Source organism: Pseudomonas sp. MWU16-30316, from assembly GCF_020515645.1.
Taxonomy (GTDB): domain Bacteria; phylum Pseudomonadota; class Gammaproteobacteria; order Pseudomonadales; family Pseudomonadaceae; genus Aquipseudomonas; species Aquipseudomonas cerasi.
Genome location: NZ_JAIZAZ010000001.1, coordinates 291,116 through 316,987 on the forward strand (window position 1 = coordinate 291,116; position 25,872 = coordinate 316,987).

General features: G+C 60.1%; 19 protein-coding genes. 8 read left to right on the forward strand and 11 right to left on the reverse strand.

Going from position 1 to position 25,872, the window contains the following annotated elements; genetic code table 11:
* Window positions 1-4 precede the first annotated feature (4 nt).
* Window positions 5-1,258, reverse strand: a complete 1,254-nt coding sequence (gene glyA, locus LCH65_RS01485) for a serine hydroxymethyltransferase (protein WP_003340745.1) — start codon at window positions 1,256-1,258, stop codon at window positions 5-7.
* Between the two features lie 342 nt (window positions 1,259-1,600).
* On the opposite strand from glyA, the gene LCH65_RS01490 reads away from it, so the two are divergent.
* The gene (locus LCH65_RS01490; protein WP_226439074.1) at window positions 1,601-4,339 is read left to right on the forward strand and encodes a HopW family type III effector protein; all 2,739 of its coding nucleotides are present in this window, start codon (window positions 1,601-1,603) and stop codon (window positions 4,337-4,339) included.
* Between the two features lie 84 nt (window positions 4,340-4,423).
* Here the strand turns inward: LCH65_RS01490 and LCH65_RS01495 are convergent, their stop codons facing one another.
* From LCH65_RS01495 to LCH65_RS01510, 4 genes are all read right to left on the reverse strand, one after another.
* On the reverse strand, window positions 4,424-5,875 hold the full coding sequence (locus tag LCH65_RS01495; RefSeq protein ID WP_072366365.1) for an amidase: 1,452 nt from the start codon (window positions 5,873-5,875) through the stop codon (window positions 4,424-4,426).
* Window positions 5,876-5,922: 47 nt separating this feature from the next.
* Window positions 5,923-6,816 (reverse strand): transporter, encoded by an 894-nt coding sequence (locus LCH65_RS01500; protein ID WP_003368695.1) that lies wholly within the window; start codon window positions 6,814-6,816, stop codon window positions 5,923-5,925.
* Between the two features lie 138 nt (window positions 6,817-6,954).
* A complete protein-coding gene (locus LCH65_RS01505) occupies window positions 6,955-7,947 on the reverse strand; it encodes a helix-turn-helix transcriptional regulator (protein ID WP_003431621.1) in 993 nt (330 codons plus the stop codon).
* A 138-nt stretch (window positions 7,948-8,085) separates the two neighbouring features.
* Window positions 8,086-11,922, reverse strand: a complete 3,837-nt coding sequence (locus LCH65_RS01510) for an EAL domain-containing protein (protein WP_226439075.1) — start codon at window positions 11,920-11,922, stop codon at window positions 8,086-8,088.
* 383 nt (window positions 11,923-12,305) lie between these two features.
* On the opposite strand from LCH65_RS01510, the gene ettA reads away from it, so the two are divergent.
* The gene (ettA, locus tag LCH65_RS01515; protein ID WP_003368689.1) at window positions 12,306-13,970 is read left to right on the forward strand and encodes an energy-dependent translational throttle protein EttA; all 1,665 of its coding nucleotides are present in this window, start codon (window positions 12,306-12,308) and stop codon (window positions 13,968-13,970) included.
* A 60-nt stretch (window positions 13,971-14,030) separates the two neighbouring features.
* Here the strand turns inward: ettA and LCH65_RS01520 are convergent, their stop codons facing one another.
* The 4 genes from LCH65_RS01520 to LCH65_RS01535 all read right to left on the reverse strand — a co-directional run bounded on the left by LCH65_RS01520 (window position 14,031) and on the right by LCH65_RS01535 (window position 17,492).
* The gene (locus LCH65_RS01520) at window positions 14,031-14,528 is read right to left on the reverse strand and encodes a GreA/GreB family elongation factor (RefSeq protein ID WP_003368688.1); all 498 of its coding nucleotides are present in this window, start codon (window positions 14,526-14,528) and stop codon (window positions 14,031-14,033) included.
* Window positions 14,529-14,601: 73 nt separating this feature from the next.
* On the reverse strand, window positions 14,602-14,955 hold the full coding sequence (locus LCH65_RS01525) for a lipoprotein (RefSeq protein ID WP_003368687.1): 354 nt from the start codon (window positions 14,953-14,955) through the stop codon (window positions 14,602-14,604).
* A gap of 132 nt (window positions 14,956-15,087) precedes the next feature.
* The gene (locus LCH65_RS01530; RefSeq protein WP_226439076.1) at window positions 15,088-16,941 is read right to left on the reverse strand and encodes a DUF4105 domain-containing protein; all 1,854 of its coding nucleotides are present in this window, start codon (window positions 16,939-16,941) and stop codon (window positions 15,088-15,090) included.
* Window positions 16,942-17,003: 62 nt separating this feature from the next.
* Window positions 17,004-17,492 carry a DUF3015 domain-containing protein gene (locus LCH65_RS01535; RefSeq protein WP_002555221.1) on the reverse strand — a complete coding sequence of 163 codons (489 nt, stop codon included), beginning with the start codon at window positions 17,490-17,492 and terminating at the stop codon, window positions 17,004-17,006.
* Window positions 17,493-17,768: 276 nt separating this feature from the next.
* On the opposite strand from LCH65_RS01535, the gene LCH65_RS01540 reads away from it, so the two are divergent.
* The 5 genes from LCH65_RS01540 to LCH65_RS01560 all read left to right on the forward strand — a co-directional run bounded on the left by LCH65_RS01540 (window position 17,769) and on the right by LCH65_RS01560 (window position 22,588).
* Window positions 17,769-20,204, forward strand: coding sequence for an ATP-binding protein (locus LCH65_RS01540; RefSeq protein WP_003368685.1), 2,436 nt, complete (start codon window positions 17,769-17,771; stop codon window positions 20,202-20,204).
* A gap of 167 nt (window positions 20,205-20,371) precedes the next feature.
* Window positions 20,372-20,701, forward strand: coding sequence for a hypothetical protein (locus LCH65_RS01545; protein ID WP_032609169.1), 330 nt, complete (start codon window positions 20,372-20,374; stop codon window positions 20,699-20,701).
* 211 nt (window positions 20,702-20,912) lie between these two features.
* Entirely contained in the window at window positions 20,913-21,401 is a 489-nt protein-coding gene (locus tag LCH65_RS01550; protein ID WP_003313787.1) for a TIGR00645 family protein, read from the forward strand.
* A 108-nt stretch (window positions 21,402-21,509) separates the two neighbouring features.
* Window positions 21,510-21,818 carry a DUF6482 family protein gene (locus tag LCH65_RS01555; RefSeq protein WP_003368683.1) on the forward strand — a complete coding sequence of 103 codons (309 nt, stop codon included), beginning with the start codon at window positions 21,510-21,512 and terminating at the stop codon, window positions 21,816-21,818.
* Window positions 21,819-21,970: 152 nt separating this feature from the next.
* The gene (locus LCH65_RS01560) at window positions 21,971-22,588 is read left to right on the forward strand and encodes an FKBP-type peptidyl-prolyl cis-trans isomerase (RefSeq protein ID WP_226439077.1); all 618 of its coding nucleotides are present in this window, start codon (window positions 21,971-21,973) and stop codon (window positions 22,586-22,588) included.
* Window positions 22,589-22,667: 79 nt separating this feature from the next.
* On the opposite strand, the gene LCH65_RS01565 is transcribed toward LCH65_RS01560, so the two are convergent.
* Complete coding sequence (locus tag LCH65_RS01565) at window positions 22,668-22,910, reverse strand: hypothetical protein (protein ID WP_003368682.1); 243 nt, start codon at window positions 22,908-22,910, stop codon at window positions 22,668-22,670.
* Between the two features lie 314 nt (window positions 22,911-23,224).
* Window positions 23,225-24,808, reverse strand: a complete 1,584-nt coding sequence (locus LCH65_RS01570) for a peptide chain release factor 3 (RefSeq protein ID WP_003368681.1) — start codon at window positions 24,806-24,808, stop codon at window positions 23,225-23,227.
* A gap of 344 nt (window positions 24,809-25,152) precedes the next feature.
* Between LCH65_RS01570 and LCH65_RS01575 the strand changes: the two genes are divergently transcribed.
* A complete protein-coding gene (locus LCH65_RS01575) occupies window positions 25,153-25,866 on the forward strand; it encodes an ABC transporter permease (RefSeq protein WP_003368680.1) in 714 nt (237 codons plus the stop codon).
* Window positions 25,867-25,872 lie beyond the last annotated feature (6 nt).

Consider the following 25,872-nt stretch of genomic DNA (forward strand, 5'->3'; position numbering starts at 1 on the left):
CTTATCAAGCGCCGTAAACCGGCAGCTTCGCGCAGATGGCCTTGACCTTCTCGCGAACGGCGTCGATCACGGCTTCGTTGTTCAGGTCAGCCAGGATGTCGCAGATCCAGCCCGCCAGTTCCTTGCACTCAGCTTCCTTGAAGCCGCGAGTGGTCACTGCCGGGGTGCCGAAGCGCAGGCCGGAGGTGACGAACGGCGAGCGTGGGTCGTTTGGAACGGAGTTCTTGTTGACGGTGATGAAGGCGCGACCCAGCGCGGCGTCGGCGTCTTTACCGGAGATGTCCTGTTTGATCAGCGACAGCAGGAACAGGTGGTTTTCAGTACCGCCGGAAACCACGTCGAAGCCACGCTCGATGAACACACCGGCCATCGCCTTGGCGTTCTTGACCACTTGCTGCTGGTAGGTCTTGAACTCAGGCTGCAGCGCTTCCTTGAAGCACACGGCCTTGGCTGCGATGACGTGCTCCAGCGGGCCGCCCTGGGAGCCAGGGAATACTGCGGAGTTCAGCTTCTTCTCGATTTCGGCGTTGGCGCGCGCCAGGATCAGGCCGCCACGTGGACCGCGCAGGGTCTTGTGCGTGGTGGTGGTCACGACGTCAGCGAATGGCACCGGGTTCGGGTAGACGCCTGCGGCGACCAGACCGGCTACGTGAGCCATGTCGACGAACAGGTAGGCACCGACCTTGTCAGCGATTGCACGGAAGCGCGGGAAGTCGAGGATCTGCGAGTAGGCAGAGAAGCCGGCGACGATCATTTTTGGCTTGTGCTCGACAGCCAGGCGCTCGACTTCGTCATAGTCGATCATGCCGTTGGCATCGATACCGTACTGAACGGCGTTGTACAGCTTGCCCGAGGACGAAACGCTGGCGCCGTGGGTCAGGTGACCACCGTGAGCCAGGCTCATGCCCAGAATGGTGTCGCCGCCTTGCAGCAGGGCCAGGTAGACCGCCGAGTTGGCTTGCGAACCCGCGTGTGGCTGGACGTTGGCATAATCAGCGCCGAACAGCTCCTTGGCGCGGTCGATGGCCAGTTGTTCGATAACGTCGACGTACTCGCAACCACCGTAGTAGCGCTTGCCTGGATAGCCTTCGGCGTACTTGTTGGTCAGGGCCGAGCCCTGAGCTTCCATGACGGCCGGACTGGTGTAGTTTTCCGAGGCAATCAGCTCGATGTGTTCTTCCTGACGCAGAGCTTCTTGCTCCATGGCGGCAAACAGATCGGCGTCGTACTTGGCGATAGTCAAATCACGGCTGAACATGGCAGTCCTCAAGGGGGCATGGCGGAAAAGGCGGCTATTCTACCCCATCGGGTTTTATCTGGCATATGAAAGGCAGTCATCTTGACCAGTGACGCCGTTCACGCGGGTTTCGACAAGGCCTGAAATCATGGACGTGCCGCAGGCGCAAGGCTCGTTCTGTAGGGGGCTCGCCCACATGAGAGGGTCGAGATCGATTTAGTCATCGGCGGCGTGAACCGGGCACATCCACTCGAATTTTCAGCGATCGCGCATCTATTTACCTTCAACTGCCGGAACCGTTCCGGGCCGGACGACACTCAGTCGGTCTGTTGCCCATACCCACCGACAGTAGGTAAAAACGCCATGATGCCCTCTCAGATCACGCGCTCCTCTCATTCCTCATTGCCGGAGGTTGCTCCTGCGTCCGGCGATGCAACCGGCGTTAGTGAGCAAACTCCGCAGCAGGCTCGTACCGTAGCGTTTTTTGCCTCCGGCGAGCTGGCCGTGGCATTTGGTCGCACCTCGGCTGCGCCAGCGCAGGACTCTGTGCGTCTGTTGTCTGCTCTTCAGCGTGAGCTGGATAAACAGCATCCGTCCTGGCACACCGTTGCTCAACTCTGTCAGAGCCTCGCCGAGGTCGGCACGACCGAGCAGGGCTGGCATCAACTCGCAAGCGAAGATCAGGTGCCGGCGCTGAGAGAACTGCTTGACCGTTGTACTCACCGGCTGGCCGATATGCCGGCTTCTCACGCATCTCACGACTCGCTGTCGCAGGCCTGTGAAGGGCTCAGGACGGCGCGGCTGCACCAATCCGTCGCTCGTTTGGCTGCCCGACCGTCCGCCCTGGCCCGGGCGATTCCGGATCTGCTGACGTTGACTCATCTGGATCCCGAGACGCTGGGCGCAGAGCCCCCCGTTGTTTCGTCTTACACGCTCTTCAGTCATTTCGTTCGCACGGCCAAGCAGCGTACGGCGGATTTGAATGACAGCCTCCAGCGTCAACCCGACGCGGTCGTCAGTCTGCTGCGCTCACATGCCGACACGCTCAATGATCTGGAGATGTTGCCGGGCGCATTGCAGGCATTGACCGAAAATTGCCAGGACGCGCCAGCCTGCAATGAATTGCTCGAGCTGGCGGAAGTGGCGGGGGCGCTGCTGCAGCTATTGCGCGAACACGATCTTTTGCCGAGGCTGGAAGAAATCTCCATCGAGCCAGGTGAAGCACCTGCACCTGGCAACGAGCCTGCCGAGCCCAGGCTGACCACACGCCAGGCATTGCTCAAGGCCGGCGGCAACCTGGTGCGCAAGTTTGATGCCTATGGCGCGCTCGCGCCGATGGATGACAGGGCGTTGCTGGCTTTGATGCGCACCCCGGCGCCACACCTGTCGCCCGATCAGATGCATGCCTTCCTGAACAAGCATGTGCTGCATCTCACGCAAGAACAACGCGATATCGTCAGCAATACCCCGCTGCCCTTCGCCCCTGAAGAAGACATCGAGGCCAGGTGCGGCATGGGTTTCGATGAAAAACTGCGGTTGGCGCTGGCCAACGGTTCGCTGGTGTTGAGCGAGGAACAACTGGCCCGTCTTGGTGATTTGCCAAGTGCCGCTACCACGACGTCCGACGTTGTGAAGACGCTGCTGGAAAAGCCATCGTCTGCGCTGAGCGAAGCCGAGCGTGACATGTTGGGCGCAATCGTTCAGGCCAATGCTCAGGGGCAACTCGACGCCTGGCGCGCTCACAACGAACAGTTGCCTGCAGTCTTGAGCCGCTCGGGGCTGCCCTCTGATGTGAAAGACGAGTTGCTCAGCCTCAACAAAAGCATGAATGCCGAACTGGGCACGCTCAAGAACGGCGCCTCGCTCAAGAGTCGCGTCCTTGCAAGCCCGGCGATGCTGCTCGCGCTGGCACCCTTGCCACTGGCCGTGGCGTTCGTCAGCAAGGACAACTCCTACAGCTCATCGCTGGTTGCCCACTTCACCAAGAACGCGGTGTTCATGGCTGGCCTGATGATGAACGAGCTGACCAACGCGCGGACCAATGTCGATCATGGCCTGAACCGCTACTTCGTCACCGTGCTGGCCAACGCCATCGTGGCGCAGCCCACCTTTGCCAGGAACGAACACCTGCTGGAGCAGGTCGGCTTCGGTATCGCAACGGCCGTGGCATCGGGCGCAGCCACGCTGGGCGTATTCAACCGTGAATCGATCGTCGCTGCCTTCAAGCTCGCCAAGAGCAAGCTTTCCAGGCAAGACACCGGGAACGCCCGCATCCCGGAGGAAGACCATCTGGCCGTGGTCAAGCATTTCGACGTCAGCGAGCATTTTGCCCAGCAGATGAAAGTGGCGACCGAATTGTACAAGCAAGACAAAAGCATCACCGACATCATGAACTCGAGCCTGACATACCTGGGCACCAAAAGCAGCGAGTTCCAGGCCAGGTTCGAAGTCGCCGATGCCCTGCGCGCAGGGCTGCAACTGGCCGAGGGGGAGCGCAAGGCGGACCCTGACTTCTACACGAAGCTGGGCCTGGTGGCCTTGACGGCGAGTATCGGTGCGGCGCTGGTGATGTTGATGAAAAGCATGGTCGGCAAAGCCGATTACGCGGCGGATGGCGTCTGGTGCGTATCGGAGATGCTCAAACTGGCCATGAACCCTGAAGTCGATATGCAAAAGGCGGTTCAGGTCTTCAAGGAAATCGTCGGTCTGAATCTGGTGATGACGGGGTTTCTGGGCGTCAACAAAGTCTGGAATTTTCTCGACAAGGGGATCAAAGGCTACGCCTCCGGTGCTGCGGTCCTGACCGCAGCCAACCTCACGCTTCCCGGTATGGTTGGAGAAGTGGCTGGCGCAGCAGCCGGCAAGGGGTTGAGCTACCTGACTGACAAAGGCAAGGCGGCGCATCAGGCCGGCAGGGCGGCAGCGTCCTGGGCCGGAGATTACGTCAGCACCTCGCGTTTGGGGAGCGCGGTCGGCACCCTGCAAACGGCAATTCCGGGCAGGATTGCAGGCGGGCAGGTCGTGGCGGGTCTCTACGACCGCTTCCGGTACCTGACCTGGTCGCACCCGGCGCCTGCACCGCAGGCGGCTGGCGAGCCATAAGCCTGTAGCCGGTAGACCGCCGCCAGCAACGCAGGCGGTGGTCTTGCCTGGCTTACCACCATCACCGCCAATAATCCCTTCGCATCAACCCGCGCAAGCGTTTAACGGCGGCCTGCGTGCGGCCCACGGCTGGGCGCGCTCCAGTTGCCCGGCAAGGCTCAGCAAGGTCAGTTCGTCGCCAAACCGCGCGGCAAAGTGAGAACCCAGCGGCAGCGAATCGGCTGTCCAATAGAGGGGCACGGACATGGCTGGCTGGCCAGTCGCGTTGAAGATCGCCGTGTAGGGCGAGTAGCTGTGCGAAAGCGCGATGAAGTCCTGCAGGGACCGGCTGTCGTCATCGAAGGCCAGTTCTCCCAGGCGGGGTGGCGCGCGGTTGAGCGTCGGGGTGAGAACAATATCGTACTCTTCGAAGAAACCGGCCATCGCCCGGCCCAGTGCATGCATCGACTCGACCGCGGAAATGTAGCGTGTCGCAGGCAGTTGCCCGCGTTCACGCAGAATGACTCGGGTGCGCGGCTCCAGTTCGTCCATGGCGACCGGGAAGCCGCGCATTTTGCCCAGCAGATCGAGGTAGCCCTGGGTGTGTGAACCGATGATGTCGAACGTCGCGTCGAGGAATTCAGGCAGCCGGACCGGCAACGTCGCCGGGACCACGTAATGCCCGAGCGCCTCCAGCAAGGCCGCAGTGTGTTGCAGTGCAGCCAGGGCCTCCGGTTCTGCCGGCCACGGCGATATTGCCGAGATCAGGGCGATTTTCAGACGCTTGGGATCGCGTCCTGCGGCGTGTGCAAAGGGCGTCGCTGGCATGGGCGCGGCGTAGGGAGCCCCCAGGTCACTCCCGGCAGTGGCGTCGAGCAGGGCGGCGCTGTCGCCTACCGACAGGGTAATCGCGTGAGCGGTGCTCAGGCCTGCCCAGCCCTCGCCGACCATCGGGCCTGAAGGCAGCAGGCCGCGTGATGGCTTGAAGCCGAATACGCCACAGCAGGAGGCCGGTACGCGAAGCGAGCCGCCGCCATCGTTGCCATGCGCGAAAGGGATGGCGCGTGCCGCAACCAGAGCGGCTGCGCCCCCACTGGAACCGCCTGCGCTGTGTTGCGGATTCCAGGGGTTGCGGGTCGCGCCGAAGCGTTGCGATTCGGTGCTGTAGGACACGCCGAATTCTGGAGCGGTGGTCGTGCCGAGCAGTTGGCAGCCTGCATGACGCAGCCGACTGACGATTTCGCAGTCGATGTCTGAGCGAAACTCGCCCAGCGCATGCGAGCCACTGGTCATCCGTGCCCCGGTCATCGGGGTGAACATGTCTTTCACCAGGGTCGGTACGCCTGCCATGACGCCCTGTCTGACGCTACTCCCGCTCGCCTGGCTGCGCGCCTGATCGTAAAGCCTTTCGCTGACGGCGTTCAGGCCAGGCTCGACCTGCTCGACCCGTGCGATGGCGGTTTCCAGCAGCTCGCCGGGGCTCACCTCGCCATTGCGTACCAGTGTTGCCAGGCCACGGCCGTCCAGCGTATTGAATAATTCGTGCAGGTCTTTCATCGATGGTCTCCAGGATTGAAAGCGTGTCGTCGCGTTACGCGCGCCACTTAAAAGCTGATGCCGGTACGCAGCGCCACGGTGTAGCCCTCGGCACGGTTGTGGGCGTCGAACTCCTTGTAGGCGTGCAACCAGATGGGGGGCAGCCCGGCGCCGGGTTTGAAGTAACTTACTGCAGGGCCTGCGGCGATTACCCGGGCGCGATTGCCGCGGGTCAGCCCCGGCGCGTCGTCGTCCGACAGCTGCCGGTAGTAGTAGCCGCCCACGCCGACGGTCCAGTCGCCGACATGCTGGCCCACTGCAAACTCATGTCGGTACTCAACGCCACTGCGGTAATCGGTGTCGGGGTTACGCGCATTTATATCGATCTGGAAACTCGAGGAAACCTCGAAGCCGCCGGGTGAAATGTAGGTCGCATTCAACAGCGGAGAAACCGTCCAGTGATGGGTGCCAGGGCTGACCAGACGGTTTTTATCGTAGTCCCCCGTGGGCGCCTGAATCATCAGTTGGGTATTGATGCCCAGCCCCGGCGCGAGCTTCCAGTCCAGGATGATCGGCACCACTTGCAGGTCCGCCTGACGAAACAGCGATGCACTGTCGCTGAATACCCGCTGCCCCCCGACGTTCACGCCCAGGTCGGCATCCATCTTGAAAAAGACCGGCACCACCGCGAAACCATAGCGGGCACCCAAAAACTCCTGCTCGGTCATTCGCAAGTAGGCGAGGCCGATCGCCAGGACGTTGATCTGGAAGTCGTTGGGGCTGTCATTGCCGTGGCTGTCCTTGATGACATCCGCGTGGTAGTTGCTGATGCGCAGGCCGACGGTGCCATTGGGGGTGGTGGGCGGCATGAAGCCTGCGCCAAAGTCGAAAACGCCAGCAGCTGTCGTGGGCGCAGCATTTTCGGTGGCACAGGCCGTGGACGATAACCACAGGATCGCCATGGCGAGTCCTGAAGCGCTAAGGAAGTGGTTTTTTAATGACATCGGTAAGTGCCTTGTTATTTTTATGGGCGAGCACAGCCCTCCCTTGCGGGGTGGCAGTTATTGGAAAAACCGGAAATGGGGTAGAGCGCGTTGGCGTCAGCCGTCAGTCAAATGCAGTAACTGGGCGATCTGCGCTTTACGGGTGACACCGAGCTTGTTGTAGATCTTTCTCAAGTGGTGCCGGACGGTGCAGGGGGATACACCGATGTTGCGCGCGACTTCCTTGTACGTCTGTCCGACCGCAAAGCCTCGGGCAACCTGAAGCTCGCGCGTGCTCAACAGTTCCAGACTGCTGCGTCGCCGCGCCGTCAATAGAACGAGGTCGCCCACCGGCTGCGACGTGATGTGCAGGTTATGACTCGAATAGCCCTCTTGAGGGTTGCACTGTCGGGGTAGACGATTGGACGGTCTGTCGGGCCATTCCGAGCCCAGCATCGACGAGAACGCAGGCTCCATGGAAAGCAGCACGCCGTAACGGTCGCTCACCGCCATGGCGGTCTCATCGTAGGCGCCCTGAGTTTCCCGCAGAGTCGTGAGCGTACGCAGATAACTGGCCTGTTCAGCGGCGATCAGATGCGGCATCAGCCACTCGATCAGGCGTTTGTCCAGGGGCGAGAAGGGCGTGTGGCCAGCCGAGCGAAACAGTGTCAGATGCACGCCCTGCTGGGTGTGAGGGTCGGTCAGGACAATGCCCAGCGCGAAGCAAAGATCGTATTGGCGACCGAGGTCGGCAAGCGCAGGAGGTGCATCCGCTGCCGTGCAGTGAATGACCTGACAGACGCCCTGAGTCTGATGCATTTTGCCGACGCTGGCGTCCGAGGTCTTGAGTTGCTCCCACTCGGCGGCGTAACCGTTGGGCAGGCCCAGCAAAAAGGAACTGTGCTCGACGGGCCAGTTGTCACGCCAGGTAGATCTTCCCCACCAGGCCTTGTCGAACTGCACCAGTGCGCGCACCCGTTCAAGCGCCTGTTGATGGAATGTAGAGATCGACGCGCTGCTGACCTCGGTCTGAAGCTCGAGAATCACCTTGTTCAAGGCTTCGACGACCTGACAGGAAACACTGTCCAGGGACGTTGTATCGCTGATCATGCTACCCCCTTGTGTTCTTTGTTATGGGTAGAGCGCTCGCTGTCATTGACGCTGTGCGAGGCATTGGCTCAAGTCTACTCATATTCAAGGGTTCGGCTATCGTTCAAATGGACGATGGCCGGGTCGCAAGGCTCGCCCTCAATCCAGCATGAACAGCGCATCATTGCTGAATTGCGCTTCGAACTGGGCGGGGGGCATCGGGCGGCCGAACAGGTAGCCCTGGACTTCGTCGCAGTCGTGTTCGCGAAGAAACTCCAGTTGCTCATGGGTCTCCACGCCTTCAGCGATCACCGAGAGGTTCAGGCTGTGCGCCATGGCGATGATGGCGCGGGCGATCTGGGCGTCCTGCTCGCCGGATGGCAGGCCATCGACAAAGGTGCGGTCGATCTTCAGCACGTCGATCGGGAACTGTTTGAGGTAGTTCAGCGACGAGTAGCCGGTGCCGAAGTCATCGACAGCGATGCTCAGGCCGAGGTTCTTGAGGCCGTCGAGTATCTGCATGGCCTCGTTGACCTCACGCATCAGGATGCTTTCGGTCAGTTCCAGCTCCAGGCAGGCGGGTGACAGGCCGGTCTGTTCTAGTATGTGGGCGATGCGCTTGCCGAGCTGGCCGTCCGAGAACTGCCGCGCCGAGATGTTGACCGACACCTTGGGCACGCGAACCCTTGCCTGATGCCAGTGTTTGAGTTGGCGGCAGGCTTCGGCCAGGACCCAATCGCCGACCTCTACGACCAGCCCGAGCTCTTCGAGCACCGGGATGAAGTCGTTGGGCGGCACCAGCCCGCGGCGTGGATGGCGCCAGCGCAGCAGGGCTTCCGCGCCTGTCAGGCGTTTGCCGTCGCCGCTGAACTGCGGTTGGTAGAAGAGGGTGAACTCCTTCTGCTCCAGGGCGTGGCGCAAGTCGCTTTCCAGCTCCAGACGCTCCAGCGCGGTGGCGTTCATGTCCGCCTGATAGAACTGGAAGTTGTTCTTGCCACGCTCTTTGGCGTGATACATCGCCGTGTCGGCGTTCTTCATCAACTGGCTCAGTTCCTTGCCGTCCTGCGGGCTGAGGGCGATGCCGATACTGGCGGTCACAAAGAACTCGCGGCCTTCCAGCACGAACGGTGTGATCAGGCTGGTCAGAATGCGTTCGGCAACGTGAATGGCGCGGCTCAGCGCGGCTTCACGGGTTTCATCCGGTTCCAGCAGCAGGGTGAATTCATCCCCGCCCATGCGGGCCACGGTGTCATCCACCGACACACAGGCAAGCAGCCGCGTGGCCATTTCCTGCAGCATCCGGTCGCCAGCGGCATGGCCCAGGGAATCGTTGATCGGTTTGAAACGGTCGAGGTCGAGGAACATCAGCACGACCCAGGCCTGCTGGCGCTCGGCGTGCTGCAGCGCCGAGTGCAGACGATCCTGGAACAGGGTGCGGTTGGGCAGATGAGTCAGCGCGTCGTAGTAGGCCAGGCGGTGGATACGGTCCTCGCTGGCCTTGCGCTCGCTGATATCGCTGAAGAAGCACACGTAGCTGGCCAGATCGCCTTCATCGTCGAGGACCGCGGTAATGCCGACCCAGGCCGGATAGTGTTCGCCGTTACGCCGCTTGAGCCGGATTTCACCTTCCCACGTGCCTTGTCCGTTCAGTTGCCTGAGGATATGGCGCAGACGGGTTTCCTGTTCGGCTTCCACGGTGAGCATGCCCGGCAACTGATCGAGCACCTGAGCCACTTCATAGCCGCTGACGCGGGTAAAGGCCTCGTTGGCCTGCACGATATAGCCGGCGGGGTCGGTAATCAGGATGGCGGATGTGGAATGCTCGAATACCGTGGCAGCCATGCGCAGGTCTTTCTCGGCCCGACGCTGCTGACTGATGTCGCGGCCTACCCCGAAGATGCCTTCAAAGTTGCCGTTTTCGCCCCACACCAGGACCACGCGCAGCTCCACCGGAATCTTGCGACCGTCGGCACGCAGGCAGTCGAACAGAAACATTCTGGTGGTGACTTCTTCGCGCAGCCTGGCGAGTTCCTGAGGTTTGTCGAGGACCTTGTCGATGCGGCCCATGAGCGCATCAAAACCGACTGTTTGCTGGGGGTTGGCAATGGCGGCGGACCAGCCGTTCTGCAGGATCCACTCGGCGCTGTAGCCCAACGCACGTTCTACCGAAGGGCTGACGTAGTTGACTGCCAACCGGCCGTCGGTAGAGAAAATCACATCACTGATGCTTTCGGCCAGCATGCGGTAACGCTGTTCGCTGTCACGCAGCGACTGGCTGGACGCGACCTGTTCGGTAATGTCCTTGGCAATGCCGATGATACGCGTGACCCGGTCTTCTTCGTCCCAGGCCAGTGCCTGCTCGCGAATGTCGAAGGACCGCCAGTTGCTCTCGCGGTCCCGAAAGCGCAACACGCGTTGCAGTAATTCATTGTGCCCGTGGTGACGCTGGCGCAGGCGCATGTCCTGATAGTTTCGGGCGTCGTCGGGGTGCAGCAGGACTTCCCAGAAGAACTCGCCCATGGCGTGCAGTTCTGACTTGCTGTAACCCAGCGTATAGCCAAAGTGGTGGTTGCTGTAGATCACCCGCTGGCTGAGCACATCCTGAACGTACAAATGGTCCGGTACGGTTCGTACCACGTCGGACCAGAAGCTCTCGCGGTCCAGCAACGACAGCTCGACCTGTTTGCGGCTGGTGATATCGCCAATACTGAGAATCACCGCATCGAAGTCACTGCGTGTCTCGGGCAGGCGCATGACCAGCCACAGGTGCTGGTCATGACCACCCGTACGGGTCAGGCAGATTTCCAGTTCCAGTCGTGGCTGCCCGGAAAGCACCGCCTGGATGATCGGAATGCCGACGCCCGGACGCGAGCGCGACTCGCCCTCGATCAACGGTTGCCATGCCTGTTCGCGGTGCTCGATGTCCAGCAGGCTCAGGGCGACTTCATTGAGTTCGCTGATGCGCAATTGCTGCAAAAGGCGTTTCAGAGCGGCTGGCTGGCTTTTGAGCAGGCGCTCGAAGTCCTCGCCGGTGCTGACCTCGAGTGCTTCAAGTTGCTCCTGAAGGCCGGACATGTCCATGACACAGATGGCGACGCCCGCGCCCTCGAAGATATCCCGATAGCGGCGTCGGCTCTGCAGCATCTGGCGCTGGCGCCTGCGCAGGCTCATCAGCGCGATCAGCGGCAGGATCGACAGCAGCAGGCCGATCAGGCACTTGCCGATCAGTGGCGCGAGCAGTTCGCTGCGCGCCTTGTAGGTGTCGAACAGCCCCCGCAGTTGCCAGTCACTATTGCTCAGTGGTTGAAGCAGAATGGTATCGGACAGGCCACTCTCCGCTTCGTTGGCGGGCACCGGTTCATGGAGAATGACCCGCTGCGTCTTGCGCTGTTCAAGACGCCACAGGTGCTGAAAGTCCTGCGTCGGCTGGCTGGCAAGTTCCTTCAAGGCTTCGGGGGCCACGCGCAATGCCCAGTAATCGCCGCTCACGCCGTTGCCCAGGCGAATCAGTATATAAATCTGGTTGCCGTCTTCCGAGCCGGTATAGAAGTAGGGGCGACCTCGTGCCTGTTTCATGGCTTGTTCAAGAAACTCACTGTCGTGCGAGGCCTCGGCGCTGTCACTGACAATTTCACCCTCCCGGTTCAGGCGAGCGACGCTGCGCAGCGCGGGCAGGGCAGTGCGCAGGTTCACCAGCGTGGTCGACTGCTCCAGTCGCTCCCCGGCGGATAGCGCCTCGTCCAGCAGGTTCATGGCGATCTGCGCCTTGAGCGCCATGTTCAGACTCATCCGGTCGGACAGTTGGACGCTGTACTCCAGACTGCGCTGACGCTGACGTTCCTGGGTCTGGTGGAACTGCTCGATCAGTTGCCAGAGCAACAGGGCAAGCACCACCAGAACCAGGCCCGCCAGCATGCCTTTCACTGACCCACGCAAAGGCCTGGTCGCACTGTCTGGAGCGACACTGGATGACGACAGAGGCGTTAAAGTGGGCAAATCGCTGTTCCTGACTGCTGGACTGAAGCAGTGGTGCTTTATGTAAAATAGGCGGGTCGCTCAAAGAGGGCGGCTAGCATGCCTTTAGTTGTGGCAAAGTGCCAGCCCCATTGGGCCGTATCGTTTGCCCTGCACGACGCATTCGGGTAGCTTTGCGCAACGCGTGGTATCCACCGACTCCTGCATGAGTGACTCCACTTTTTGCAATATCGATCAGGCTTTATATTTGCCAGCACTGCCCCGACAGGTTTACCACTGAGTTTATTCAAGGCTCGGAACGGTCTCGCGGCAAGTCTCAAGGACAAATAAAAGCTTTTTTCCGGCCGGAGCTTTAAGCTCGTTACCCAAATCGGTCCTCATTACAGACGCTAGGTTTTCATTTCATGGCTCAATACGTCTACACCATGCATCGGCTGAGCAAAGTTGTGCCGCCGAAGCGTGAAATCCTGAAAAACATCTCTCTGTCATTCTTTCCCGGTGCCAAGATCGGTGTGCTGGGCCTCAACGGTTCGGGTAAATCCACGCTGTTGAAAATCATGGCGGGTGTCGACACCGAGTTTGATGGCGAAGCGCGTCCGATGCCGGAGCTCAATGTGGGTTATCTGCCGCAGGAGCCACAACTTGACCCGAACAAGACGGTCCGTGAGGTCGTGGAAGAGGCGGTCAGCGTGATCAAGGACGCACAGGCGCGTCTCGATCAGGTCTACGCCGAGTACGCCGAGCCGGACGCTGATTTCGACAAGCTGGCGGCCGAGCAGGCCAAGCTCGAAGCCATCCTGCAGGCCAGCGATGGCCATAACCTGGAGCGCCAGCTGGAAGTCGCCGCCGATGCGCTGCGCCTGCCGGCCTGGGATGCGAAGGTTTCGGTCCTTTCCGGTGGTGAGAAGCGCCGTGTCGCGCTGTGCCGCCTGCTGCTCTCCGCCCCGGACATGCTGCTCCTCGACGAACCGACCAACCACCTGGATGCCGACTCTGTCGCCTGGCTGGAGCACTTCCTCCACGACTTCCCGGGAACTGTGGTTGCGATCACGCACGACCGTTACTTCCTGGACAACGTGGCTGGCTGGATTCTGGAACTCGACCGCGGCGCGGGCATTCCTTACGAAGGCAACTATTCCGGCTGGCTTGAAGCCAAGTCCGACCGTCTGGCGCAGGAATCCAAGCAGCAGACCGCTCACGAAAAGGCCATGAAAGACGAGCTGGAGTGGGTTCGCAAGGGTGCCAAGGCGCGTCAGTCCAAATCCAAGGCGCGCCTGCAACGCTTCGAAGAAATGCAGTCCCAGGAGTTCCAGAAGCGCAGCGAGACCAACGAGATCTACATCCCGGCCGGTCCGCGCCTGGGCGACAAGGTTATCGAGTTCAAGAACGTCACCAAGGGCTATGGCGACCGCGTGCTGATCGACAACTTGTCGTTCTCCATGCCCAAAGGCGCCATCGTTGGCGTGATCGGCGGTAACGGTGCCGGTAAGTCGACCCTGTTCCGCATGCTGATGGGCAAGGAACAGCCGGATTCGGGCAGCATCGAAGTCGGTGAAACCGTACAACTGGCCTGTGTGGACCAGAGCCGTGATGACCTGGACGGCAGCAAGTCGGTATTCCAGGCGGTATCCGACGGTTCCGATGTGATCCGTATCGGTAACTATGAGATTCCGTCGCGCACCTACGTCGGTCGCTTCAACTTCAAGGGCGGCGATCAGCAGAAGTTCGTCAAGGACCTGTCCGGTGGTGAGCGTGGTCGTCTGCACCTGGCGCTGACCCTGAAAGAGGGCGGCAACGTGCTGCTGCTCGACGAACCGTCCAACGACCTCGACGTGGAAACCCTGCGTTCACTGGAAGAAGCGCTGCTGGACTTCCCGGGCGCTGCCATTGTGATCTCTCACGATCGATGGTTCCTTGACCGTGTAGCCACGCACATCCTGGCGTACGAAGACGATTCGCAAGCGATCTTCTTCGAAGGTAACTACACCGAGTATGAAGCGGATCGCAAGAAGCGTCTGGGCGAAGCAGCTGCTCAGCCGCATCGTGTGCGTCACAAAAAGCTGGCCTGATCAGCGTTCAGGCACGCGCCGCTCCTTGCAAGGAGCGGCGCTGCCGTTGGCTGGCCTGGCTCACGCGTCAGGTTCGATCAGCAGCACTTCAATCGATTGATCGCCCGCCGGGCGCTGCCACAACACTTCATCGCCTTTCTGCGCGCCGATCAGGGCGCGGCCCAGTGGCGATCCCCAATTGATCAGCCCGTTGGCTGCATCGGCCTGATCCTCTCCGACCAGATGCACGCGCTGCTGGTTATCCTGTTCATCCGCGAACGTCACCCAGCTGCCGATCTGCACCTTCTCGGTCGACACAGCCGGGGCGACGACCTGCGCGCTTTGCAGGCGCTGATTGAAGTAACGCAGGTCGCGTTCCAGGTCGGCCAGTCGCTGCTTGTCCGCCGCTTCGCCCAACGCGGTTTGCGCGCTGTGCTGCGCCTGCAGGCTATTGACGTGTTTCTTCAACAAGGTCAGGCCTTCGGCCGTGACGTAGTTGATCTGTGTACTGACCAGCCGCTCGACCGGTTGCTCGGCCTCGGCGGCAGCGTTGTCTTCGTTTACGAATGCGCGGCTCATGAAGAGTCCTCCCTAATAGGCTTTAGGCCCCAGCAGGACATCATTGGTTTCGTCGGATTGCACCGATGCCTGATCAGTTGGGACGATAGGCCTTGGCCGCGCTGCGGGTTTTTTCCTGCTCCCAGGCACGGTCACGCTCATTGAAGACCTGGCCGGGGTCGAGCCGGTCGCGATTGTCCTGCGAGGTTTCGCACTGACGAAAGCCATCGGTCCAGCCCTGGGCGTAGAGCTTGTCCTTCAGATAGCGGGGCACGTTTTTGCGAAATTGGCCGGTAGTGGCGCCTGCTGCGTCCCTGCCGCTGCTGCAACCGTCCTGATAGCCGTCTGCAAAACCCGGCGGATAACCCTCGGCCAGCATCTGGTCACGGGTGGACTGACAACCCGCCAGCACGATGGCCAGCGACAACAACAGCCAATACCGCTTCATGGTGATTCCCTCTGCTTATGAGAGGAGTCTAGAAGGTAATTTGTGAGTTATTCGTAAAAGCGATGTAGGGAACGTGTAATAGCCGTGTGCCGGTTTTTTCCAGGCACACTGCCGGCATTGATACTGATCCGGTCAGTAGTGATACCACTTCACCTCGAGCATCACTTCGTTCTGCGGCGAGCTCATCTGGCTGAATTCGCGCTGGGCGCTCAGGCGCAGACCAAGGTTGCGCGACAGCTCCCATTGCTGGTTGAGGCTGACGCTGCGGCGTACTTCGCCATTGGTGAAATAGTCGCCCTTGGCTTCCAGGCTCAGGTTGCCCAGCGGGTTGCGCCACAGCACGCCGGTGTTGAAGCCTGCGGCGGGAGAGATGAATTCGGCGAAATCGTTATTGTGCTCGACTCGCACGGTGCCCAGTGCAAAGCCGAGCATGTCGTCGGCCAGCTGCCAGGTGCCGCCGCCACCACCGTTGACGTGGCTGACGAGGTTTTCGTCGCCGTGCTTGCCGAGAACCCGCTCCAGCCCCCCGGTAACTTGCCATGACCAGGGTTTCAGCAGCTCGGTACGCGGGGTCAGTGAGCGAATGGTGGCCAGGTCCAGTTGTTGCACCTGCCAGTCATTGCCTTCGTATTGACGCACTTTGAGCTGAAGAATCTCGATCTGCGCACCCAGCGGGAAACCGTAGGCATTGTCGTTCAGGTCGTGATAGGCCATGCGCAGACCATATTCAGCGAACGTCTTGTCACCGCGTGTGCCCGCACCCAACTGCCAGGTACGTGATTCATGGCCTTCTTCCGGCAGGCCGGGGCGCGGGATGTCCAGCTGTGGCGGCGGGTTCTGATTGATCGCCTGCAACAGCTCGAAGCTGCGTTGCGAGCGTTGTGTATCGCGCTCAAGACCGTTGGCGCGATAGCGCTCCAGACGATAGGCAGCGTCCTGAATCAACGCGCGGCGTTCTGTGGGCTGCGCGAGGTACTCGCTGTTGTGCAGTTGTTTCTGATCGGCGCTGACCTTCAACACCCACTGTTGCTCGTCTGCATCGAGCGGTTCGGCGCGGCTCAGCAACTCGCGTTCGCGTGACGGGCGATAGTCGATCTTCTCCACCAGCCCGGCGGCCTTGATCGCCTTGACCGTATCGGTCGGGATCGCGGTCAGGCCAAACTGATCGGTAAGCTTCAGGCCCGGTCGGGCGACCTGCAGCAATTCCAGCAGCCGGTAGGAGCAGTTTTCGTCGAAGAAGAAATAACTGAAACGGATCTGTTTCAGCTCCCAGACATGCTCGACCATGCGCCCGGTTTCTTCCGCAGTCAGGTTCAGGCGGTATTCCCACAGGTCACGGTTTTCCAGGCTGCGGTATTCCGACAGTTTTTCCTGATACGGCACCAGCGCAAACAACCCCGGGTAGCCGCCTGCCAGACCTTTCCACGCGTACAGAATGCTGTTGTCCATGCCTTCGATATAGGCACCGAAGTTGATCGCGTAGCTCAGCAAGGTGGTGTTATTGGTTTTCGCGCTGGCCGGATCGATGCGCAGCAGCGTATGGCCAAACATCGACGAGGGGCTGTTGAGGTAGGCGGCCGGGAAAATCAGCACTGTGCTGTCCGGGGCCACATCCTTGTACCAGGCCTTGAATTCCTTACAGTCCGGCGTCGGCAGGTCAGTCAGGTGCAACTGGTCACGCAGCCAGCGGGTGCGTGCCGGGTATACGCACTGGGCGTGAGTCTGTTCGTTGCTGACCGGTGCGTAAATAGCGTCGAGTGTCGCGCTCAGCTCTGCCTGCGGGTCGTGTGCACCGTTGGCGGCGAGAAAGAATTTCGGGTCTGTGACATAGCTGCGCCAGCCACCGAGCTTGCCGGCTTCGTAGTGACCCAGGGAAATCCAGAACGGCTCATTGGCCAATTGCTGCAAACGGTCAGCGCTGGCATGAGGTGCCGCAGACAAGGGGGCACAGACGAACAGCGCCAGCGATACAAGACGTTTGAGCATAGAGGGCAACTAGTCAGAAAAGGGGATCCCGCCCTTTGCGAAGAAAGGGCGGGCGAACGACTTTAAGCCTGGGTAGCGTACTTGGCCAGAGTCGGATCGTTTTTCAGAACATTGACGGTGTTGGTGTGAACGTCTTCGGCAGTGGCGTCGGCCTTGCTGAAGATTTGCGAGAAGTGCTCGTGAGTGACGGCGGCAAAGTGCTCGCGGTCTTCTGGTGCAACGCCCAGTACCACAGCGTAGGTAGTCAGTGCTTCGCCCTGACCCATGGCCATGTCTTTGGAGAGTTCATCCATCATGCCGTTCATGGCAAGCCAGGATTTACCGCCATAAGTCAGCGCGCCGTTGGTCGAGCAGCCGTTGGTGCCGGAGGTCATGCCGAAGGTGGCGTTACCCGATGTACCGTTGGTGGTCGAAGCGAGGAAGTGAGCTGGAGTACCGCGTTGGCCTTCAAACAGCATGTTGCCCCAACCGCAGTCAGGACCGCCTGGTGCTTGAGCCATAGCGTTGATCGATACAGCGGCGAAGAGCGTTCCAAGAAGAATCCGTTTCATAGCTTTTTCTCTTTTTAGTTCAGCCAAGGGTCGAGTTTCTTGAGTTGTCACATCAAGACAGATGGTTAGCCAGCAGCCACCTGTGCAGTTTGGAGTTTAGGCAGGTTCCAAGGGTTCCGTGAGGGATTACAGATTATTACTTGAAAACGGCTTTTTTCAGAACGCGGCGGGTGACGCTACACACGCAAATGCTTTTCGGCTCTTTCCTGCCTTGCAAGTCGTGCACAGCGAGCGCCAGAATGCCGACATCTGCCCCGCCTGATGTAAGGATTACTGATGCCCGATTCTGTCGCAGCCAACCTACGCCTGGCGCCCAACGCGCTGACCCGTCCGTTTTCCGCTGAGCAGTTCAGCTTTGCGACCACCCACGAGCTCGAACCCTTTCGCGGTGTCCTTGGCCAGGAGAGAGCCGTAGAGGCCCTGCAGTTCGGCGTTGCGATGCCGCGCCCCGGTTACAACGTGTTTGTCATGGGCGAGCCCGGCACCGGGCGCTTTTCGTTCGTAAAACGCTATCTCAAGGCCGAAGGCAAACGGATGCAGACGCCGTCGGACTGGGTCTACGTCAACAACTTCGACGAGCCCCGCGAGCCAAAGGCGCTGGAGCTGCCACCTGGCACTGCCCATGAGTTCACCGCCGACATCGGTGGCCTGATCGACAACCTGCTGGTGACCTTCCCGGCGGTTTTCGAGCACCCGTCGTATCAGCAGAAGAAAAGCTCGATCGACCGTGCGTTCAATCAGCGCTATGACCGCGCCCTGGACGTCATCGAGCGCCTGTCGCTGGAAAAGGACATCGCGCTGTATCGCGACAGCTCCAACATCGCGTTCACGCCGATGGCCGATGGCAAGGCGCTGGATGAGGCCGAGTTTTCCCAGTTGCCCGAAGCGGATCGCGAGCGCTTCCACGAAGATATCTCCGCGCTCGAGGAGCGTCTCAACGAAGAACTGGCCAGCCTGCCGCAGTGGAAGCGCGAGTCCAACAATCAGCTGCGTCAGTTGAATGAAGAGACCATCACCCTGACCCTGCAGCCCTTGCTGGCACCGCTTTCTGAAAAGTACGCCGAGAACGCTGCGGTCTGCGCCTACCTGCAGGCCATGCAGGTTTACCTGCTCAAGACTCTGGTCGAGCAGTTGGTCGATGACGCCAAGACCGACGCTCAGGCGCGCAAGCTGCTGGAAGAGCAATACAGCCCGAGTCTGGTGGTCGGGCATACTCGTGATGGCGGTGCGCCGGTGGTTTTCGAACAGCACCCCACCTACGACAACCTGTTCGGGCGCATCGAATACAGCACCGATCAGGGCGCGCTGTACACCACGTACCGGCAACTGCGCCCCGGCGCGCTGCATCGTGCCAACGGCGGTTTCCTGATTCTGGAAGCCGAGAAGATGCTGGGCGAGCCGTTCGTCTGGGATGCGCTCAAGCGTACCCTGCAATCGCGCAAGCTGAAGATGGAGTCGCCGCTGGGCGAGCTCGGCCGCGTTGCAACCGTAAGCCTGACGCCGCAGGTGATCCCGTGGAATGTCAAAATCATCATCATCGGTTCCCGCTCGCTGTATTACACCCTGCAAGACCTCGATCCTGACTTCCAGGAGATGTTCCGGGTGCTGGTCGACTTTGACGAAGAGATTCCGATGGTCGACGAGACGCTTGAGCAATTCGCTCAACTACTCAAGACCCGGACCTCGGAAGAGGGCATGGCGCCGCTGACCGCCGATGCGGTGGCACGACTGGCGACTTACAGCGCCCGTTTGGCCGAGCACCAAGGGCGTTTGTCGGCGCGTATCGGTGACCTGTTCCAATTGGTCAGCGAGGCCGATTTCATCCGCCAGCTGGCCAACGACGACAAGACCGACGCCGGGCATATCGAACGTGCGCTCAAGGCCAAGGCCACCCGTACCGGGCGGGTCTCGGCGCGGATTCTCGATGACATGATGGCTGGTGTGATTCTGATCGACACTGACGGCGCGGCCGTCGGCAAATGCAACGGCCTGACGGTGCTGGAGGTCGGCGACTCGGCCTTCGGCGTGCCCGCGCGCATTTCCGCCACGGTGTACCCGGGCGGCAGCGGGATTGTCGACATCGAGCGCGAGGTCAATCTTGGCCAGCCGATCCACTCCAAGGGCGTGATGATCCTCACCGGCTACCTTGGCAGCCGTTATGCCCAGGAATTTCCGCTGGCGATTTCCGCAAGTATCGCGCTCGAGCAGTCCTACGGTTACGTGGATGGCGACAGTGCGTCGCTTGGCGAGGTCTGCACGCTGATCTCGGCGCTGTCACGCACGCCACTCAAGCAGTGCTTCGCGATTACCGGTTCCATCAACCAGTTTGGTGAAGTTCAGGCGGTGGGCGGGGTCAATGAAAAGATCGAGGGCTTCTTCCGTCTCTGCGAAGCACGTGGGCTGACTGGCGAGCAGGGCGCGATCATCCCGCACGCCAACGTCACCACGCTGATGCTTGACGAGCGCGTGGTGCAGGCTGTTCGTGCCGGGCAATTCCACATCTATGCCGTACGTCAGGCCGATGAGGCGCTGAGCCTGCTGGTGGGCGAACCTGCCGGTGCGCCTGACGAGCATGGCGAATTCCCTGAGGGCAGCGTCAATGCACGCGTCGTGGAGCGTCTGCGCGATATCGCAGAGATGCTCAGTGATGAAGACCTCAAGGAAGAGCTGGAAAAGGAGCCTGCGCAGTTGCAGCCTGAACTCAAGGTCTGACAGCGCAGGAACCGGGCGGTGAGGGCCGCCCGGTGCTCCGTTCATCAGGGATAGTTTCTCGCAGAGCGGTTTTCTTCTAGTCTTGAAGTGATCGCAGTGGCCAAAGAGATTGGCGTAAATCCTGTTTCACGAGAAGGATGAATAGTGTTGCTGATCAGGAGCGCATCATGCAGCGTAGCCTTTGCCTTACCCGAGAATGCATGGGGCTGATGACACGTATCGAGTGCGTCATCCGGCCCCTCCCTCATGACAGCGGACAATGGATGGTGCTCTTCGCGGCCGGAATGGCCGAGGAACAGCCTTCCGCAATCAAGACCCAAGGGCCTTTCAAGGGCCTGCCCGCAGCGCAATCGGTGCTGACCAGCATTCTCGAAAGCCTGTCGTTGCATGGTTATCAATGTGCCGATGACGTACCTATCTGGATGCTGCACATTCAGGCCGAACTGCGTCGTATCGATAGCGGCAGGACGGTCTGTCAAAGCTCGTCGCTGTTCTAGGCTCTGTACGAAAAGTGTCTGCGCTCGGTGATGCTTCGTTAAAAACAGGCTCGCTTGGCCTTCGCTCGCCGACTTTTCGTACAGAGCCTAGCCTTCAATCCGGTTCCTCAAGTGCGCTAACTGCCGCTGTGCGATATTTTGTCGCACGGCCAGAGCGGTGCATTACCGCTGATATACTCGCCCGCTCCTTCAAAACACCTTGCGAGTATCAATGGAACGTTTTTTTGAAAATGCCATGTACGCATCGCGCTGGCTGCTGGCGCCGATCTATTTCGGCCTCTCCCTTGGCCTGTTGGCGTTGTGTCTGAAGTTTTTCCAGGAAATCTTTCATGTCATTCCCAACATCTTCTCGCTGGCCGAAGCTGACCTGATTCTGGTGCTGCTGTCGTTGATCGACATGGCGCTGGTCGGTGGCTTGCTGGTGATGGTGATGATCTCCGGCTACGAGAATTTCGTGTCGCAGCTGGACATCGACGAGGACAAGGAAAAGCTCAACTGGCTGGGCACTATGGATTCGTCTTCGTTGAAGATGAAAGTTGCAGCATCCATTGTCGCGATTTCCTCCATCCACCTGTTGCGGGTGTTCATGGATGCCACCAACATCAAGCCCGAATACCTGATGTGGTACGTGATTATCCACATGACGTTCGTGATATCGGCGTTTGCGATGGGCTATCTGGACAAGGTCACCAAGCACTAAGGCGACGCGCGATGAAAGGGGCGGGCGTTATCGTTTCTGGCATGTCGGCGCTGTGTGTTGTAAAACGTCCGTTCCGATGCATCAGGCATTTGCGCAGGAGGTTCGATCATGAATTATCAGGAATTTATCGACCACGCCCAGGCCGGGCGGGTCGATGAGCTGAACCTGATCTCCATCGAAGGCGGCATCTATCTGCTGGATGTGCGCATGAATGGCACTTCGGTGATGCTCAAGGACCCAGCGGGCAAGACCCTGCATCTTCGCTCGGTGGAGCATGCGCGGGATTTGCTCAAGGACATACCGGTGGTGCCTTTTTACCTGGTCCATTGTGTGGTCCATGACGAGCTGTGCGGCATGCCGGTCAATGACCGCTCTGAAATGCGCCTGCCGATCTCGTTTCATTCCTCCTGGTCCTGATCGCCAGCCGCGTATTGCTGCTGCGGTAGGGGCTGTAGCGGCAATTGTGCTAGGCTGCTCGGCCTTTTGGTTCGGGGCGCATCAGCGTATAGCGTGATTGCCGTTCAGGTTTTGCGCGATACCGACTGCGTGCCCCTCTACGGAGCAGTGTCATGTCCGAAGTCAATCTGTCCACCGACGAAACCCGCGTCAGCTACGGCATTGGCCGTCAGTTGGGCGATCAGTTGCGCGACAACCCGCCACCGGGTGTCGATCTGGAAGCCATCGTGGCAGGCCTGCGCGATGCGTTCGGCGGTCAGCCAAGCCGTGTTGGTCAGGAAGAAATGTCCGCCAGCTTCAAGGTCATCCGCGAAATCATGCAGGCTGAAGCAGCCGCCAAAGCCGAGCAGGCTGCGGGCGCCGGCAAGGCCTACATGGCTGAAAACGCCAAGCGCGAAGGCGTGACCACCCTGGCTTCGGGTCTGCAATTCGAAGTCGTGACCGCTGGCACTGGCCCTAAGCCAACCCGTGAAGATCAGGTACGCGTTCACTACCACGGCACGTTGATCGACGGTAACGTCTTCGACAGCTCCTACGATCGTGGCGAGCCGGCCGAATTTCCCGTCAGCGGCGTGATTGCCGGCTGGACCGAGGCGCTGCAACTGATGAACGCCGGCAGCAAATGGCGTCTGCACGTGCCGAGCGAGCTGGCTTACGGCGCTCAGGGCGTAGGCAGCATCGCACCGCACAGCGTGCTGGTGTTTGATGTGGAACTGCTGGACGTTCTGTAAGCGACCCGGTCGCTGCAGATAGTCGCTGAACGAATCGCGCCGATTCGTTCAGCGACGCAGTTGTGCTGATGCTTCATGCTCAGTGCAACTCACTCATGGGGCGCAACGCCCGCGCGTAGCAGAACAGAAACAGGTTTCTCACCAGTTCCTTGAGCACCAATGGCTCGCTGGAACTCAAACTGCACACATCCAGATCGCCCTGATCGCGTAACTCCTCCAGCGCTTCCTCTTCCAGTACGGCACACACTTCCCCCGTCTCGCGGTGGAGAATTCTCAAGTAAGGGTGGGGTCTGTCCAGCCATGCATCGATCAAATAAGTCATGTCTCATCTCCTGTGCAAGTTAGATGAGAATAATTCTTATCGGGATAATAGCAAGGCTCTATTGAGATTAATTCTCATTTTGCGCTGAATGGTTGATCCAGATCAGCGAATGCCGGTCGAGAGAGGACGCGGAGCGTCCAGAACGGCATGCCGACGCGGAGCATCGGCACGATAGGTGTTCTCTCGGACGCTTATCATTCCTCACGCTCGACGCAGAGCGTTGGCACGATAGTTAGAGAACTATCGTTCCTCACGCTCCAGCGTGGGAATGCCGTTCGTGACGCTCTGCGTCACACAGCGACACCGTCGGCCTGTCAGTGATGCTCGCGGGTAGCGCGGAATTTCACGTCGGGCCAGCGTTCTTCCATCAGCGCCAGGTTCACGCGGGTAGGGGCGAGGTAGGTCAGGTGACCGCCGCCGTCCATTGCCAGGTTTTCCACCGCCTTGTTCTCAAACTCTTCGAGCTTCTTCTTGTCGTCGCAGTCGATCCAGCGGGCAGACCACACAGTGATCGGCTCGTAGGCGCATTCGACCTTGTATTCTTCCTTCAGACGGCTGGCGACCACATCGAACTGCAGCACACCGACGGCGCCGAGGATGATGTCGTTGCTGCGCTGCGGGAAGAACACCTGCGTGGCGCCTTCTTCGGCCAGCTGTTGCAGGCCCTGACGCAATTGCTTGGACTTGAGCGGGTCCTTCAGGCGTACGCGACGGAACAGCTCGGGCGCGAAGTGCGGAATACCGGTGAAGCCCAGCGCTTCGCCTTCGGTGAAGGTGTCGCCGATCTGGATGGTGCCGTGGTTGTGCAAACCGATGATGTCACCGGCATAGGCTTCTTCCAGCTGCTCGCGTTCCGACGAGAAGAACGTCAGCGCGTCGCCGATCCGTACGTCCTTGCCCAGACGCACATGGCGCATTTTCATGCCCTTGTCGTAACGGCCCGAGCAGATCCGCATGAAGGCGATGCGGTCGCGGTGCTTGGGGTCCATGTTCGCCTGGATCTTGAACACGAAACCGCTGAATTTCTCTTCCGCCGGCTCGACGGTGCGCTCGTTGGCCACACGTGCCAGCGGCTTGGGCGCCCAGTTCACCACGGCATCGAGTACATGATCGACGCCGAAGTTGCCCAGTGCGGTGCCGAAGAACACCGGGGTCAGCTGACCGTCGATGAATTCCTGCTGGTTGAATTCGTGGCAGGCACCCTGCACCAACTCCAGTTGCTCGACGAAGCGCTCGTATTCATCGCCCAGGTGAGCGCGGGCTTCGTCCGAATCGAGCTTCTCGATGATTTTGGTTTCGGTGCGCTCGTGGCCGTGACCTGCGGTGTAGACAATGATGTAGTCGTCGGCCAGGTGGTAGACACCCTTGAAGTCCCGGTAGCAACCGATCGGCCAGGTGATCGGTGCCGCCTTGATCTTGAGGACCGCTTCGATTTCATCGAGCAGCTCGATCGGGTCGCGGATATCGCGGTCGAGCTTGTTGATGAAGCTGACGATAGGCGTGTCGCGCAGACGGCAGACATCCATCAGCGCGATGGTGCGTGGCTCGACGCCTTTACCGCCGTCGAGGACCATCAAGGCCGAGTCGACTGCCGTCAGGGTGCGATAGGTGTCTTCGGAGAAGTCTTCGTGGCCCGGGGTGTCGAGCAGGTTGATCATGTGGTCGCGATACGGAAACTGCATCACGGACGTGGTAATGGAGATACCACGCTGTTTCTCCATTTCCATCCAGTCGGAGGTGGCGTGACGGTCGGATTTACGCGACTTGACCGTACCGGCGACGGAAATGGCCTTGCCCATCAGCAGGAGTTTTTCCGTGATGGTGGTTTTACCCGCATCCGGGTGGGAAATAATGGCGAAAGTGCGGCGTTTCGCGACTTCGGCGGCCTGTTGGGTCATGGGAAATCGCCTGGGATGGGATTGAAAAAGGGCGCAGATTATAGCTCAACTCGCGGCAATAACCGAACCGTTCAGACAATAAACGATGGCCAGATAATGTCTCGTGTGGGAACCTTTCAGGTCGTGGAGACGTCCACTCCCCCGTCAAGGCTCGCAACGAAGCCAACGCAAGGGGCTGATTCATCAGCATGTTGGTTTGACGAAGCTGCGCTTATGGCTTGTGTTTTCGCCGAGGTTAAACCCTTACCGGCGACCCACCCGCTGCTCTTCGCGAACGTTATTGCCGGCGTCCTTTCCGGACGTCCAGGTCAACGCGTTCGCCGACTGAAATAAGGAGTCCGCCTGTGGCAAATCGCTATGGCAAGGGGCTATTGGGAGGTGCGGTTGCGATCGCACTCCTGGCCCTGCTGATCCACTGGATCGGCATCAGTACTATCAAGCAATACCAGGATGACCTGCTGTTCTACCTTCAGGCTCACCTGATTCTGGTTCTGGTTTCAATGTTGGCGGCCCTGGTGGTCGGCATCCCTGCAGGCATTGCCCTCAGCCGACCGAGCATGGTTGGCCGCGCTGAACGCTTCATGCAGATCTTCAACATTGGCAACACCGTTCCTCCTCTCGCCGTTCTGGCCATTGCCCTCGGAATTCTCGGGATCGGCAGCGGGCCGGCGATCTTCGCGCTGTTCCTCGCCTCTCTGTTGCCTATCGTGCGTAATACCTACGAAGGCCTGAAAAACGTCCAGGGTTCACTCAAGGAAGCTGCCGTCGGTATTGGCATGACTCCGCGTCAGGTGCTGTGGCGTGTCGAGCTGCCCAACGCCGTGCCGATCATTGTCGGCGGTGTGCGTGTCGCGCTGGCGATCAATGTCGGGACCGCGCCACTGGCGTTTCTCATCGGCGCCAACAGCCTTGGCAGCCTGATTTTCCCGGGCATTGCGTTGAACAACCAGCCGCAACTGGTGCTGGGTGCAGCGTGTACCGCTCTGCTGGCGCTGCTGCTCGATGGTCTGGTGACACTGGCCAGTCGTCTTTGGCTGGAACGCGGACTGGCTCGCTGAGCGAAG

What these genes read in the sequence shown, in the direction of transcription:
- glyA (WP_003340745.1), bottom strand. Translation starts at nt 1,258, where the DNA reads ATGTTCAGCCGTGATTTGACTATCGCCAAGTACGACGCCGATCTGTTT.
- LCH65_RS01490 (WP_226439074.1), top strand. Translation starts at nt 1,601, where the DNA reads ATGATGCCCTCTCAGATCACGCGCTCCTCTCATTCCTCATTGCCGGAG.
- LCH65_RS01495 (WP_072366365.1), bottom strand. Translation starts at nt 5,875, where the DNA reads ATGAAAGACCTGCACGAATTATTCAATACGCTGGACGGCCGTGGCCTG.
- LCH65_RS01500 (WP_003368695.1), bottom strand. Translation starts at nt 6,816, where the DNA reads ATGGCGATCCTGTGGTTATCGTCCACGGCCTGTGCCACCGAAAATGCT.
- LCH65_RS01505 (WP_003431621.1), bottom strand. Translation starts at nt 7,947, where the DNA reads ATGATCAGCGATACAACGTCCCTGGACAGTGTTTCCTGTCAGGTCGTC.
- ettA (WP_003368689.1), top strand. Translation starts at nt 12,306, where the DNA reads ATGGCTCAATACGTCTACACCATGCATCGGCTGAGCAAAGTTGTGCCG.
- LCH65_RS01520 (WP_003368688.1), bottom strand. Translation starts at nt 14,528, where the DNA reads ATGAGCCGCGCATTCGTAAACGAAGACAACGCTGCCGCCGAGGCCGAG.
- LCH65_RS01525 (WP_003368687.1), bottom strand. Translation starts at nt 14,955, where the DNA reads ATGAAGCGGTATTGGCTGTTGTTGTCGCTGGCCATCGTGCTGGCGGGT.
- LCH65_RS01530 (WP_226439076.1), bottom strand. Translation starts at nt 16,941, where the DNA reads ATGCTCAAACGTCTTGTATCGCTGGCGCTGTTCGTCTGTGCCCCCTTG.
- LCH65_RS01535 (WP_002555221.1), bottom strand. Translation starts at nt 17,492, where the DNA reads ATGAAACGGATTCTTCTTGGAACGCTCTTCGCCGCTGTATCGATCAAC.
- LCH65_RS01540 (WP_003368685.1), top strand. Translation starts at nt 17,769, where the DNA reads ATGCCCGATTCTGTCGCAGCCAACCTACGCCTGGCGCCCAACGCGCTG.
- LCH65_RS01545 (WP_032609169.1), top strand. Translation starts at nt 20,372, where the DNA reads ATGCAGCGTAGCCTTTGCCTTACCCGAGAATGCATGGGGCTGATGACA.
- LCH65_RS01550 (WP_003313787.1), top strand. Translation starts at nt 20,913, where the DNA reads ATGGAACGTTTTTTTGAAAATGCCATGTACGCATCGCGCTGGCTGCTG.
- LCH65_RS01555 (WP_003368683.1), top strand. Translation starts at nt 21,510, where the DNA reads ATGAATTATCAGGAATTTATCGACCACGCCCAGGCCGGGCGGGTCGAT.
- LCH65_RS01560 (WP_226439077.1), top strand. Translation starts at nt 21,971, where the DNA reads ATGTCCGAAGTCAATCTGTCCACCGACGAAACCCGCGTCAGCTACGGC.
- LCH65_RS01565 (WP_003368682.1), bottom strand. Translation starts at nt 22,910, where the DNA reads ATGACTTATTTGATCGATGCATGGCTGGACAGACCCCACCCTTACTTG.
- LCH65_RS01570 (WP_003368681.1), bottom strand. Translation starts at nt 24,808, where the DNA reads ATGACCCAACAGGCCGCCGAAGTCGCGAAACGCCGCACTTTCGCCATT.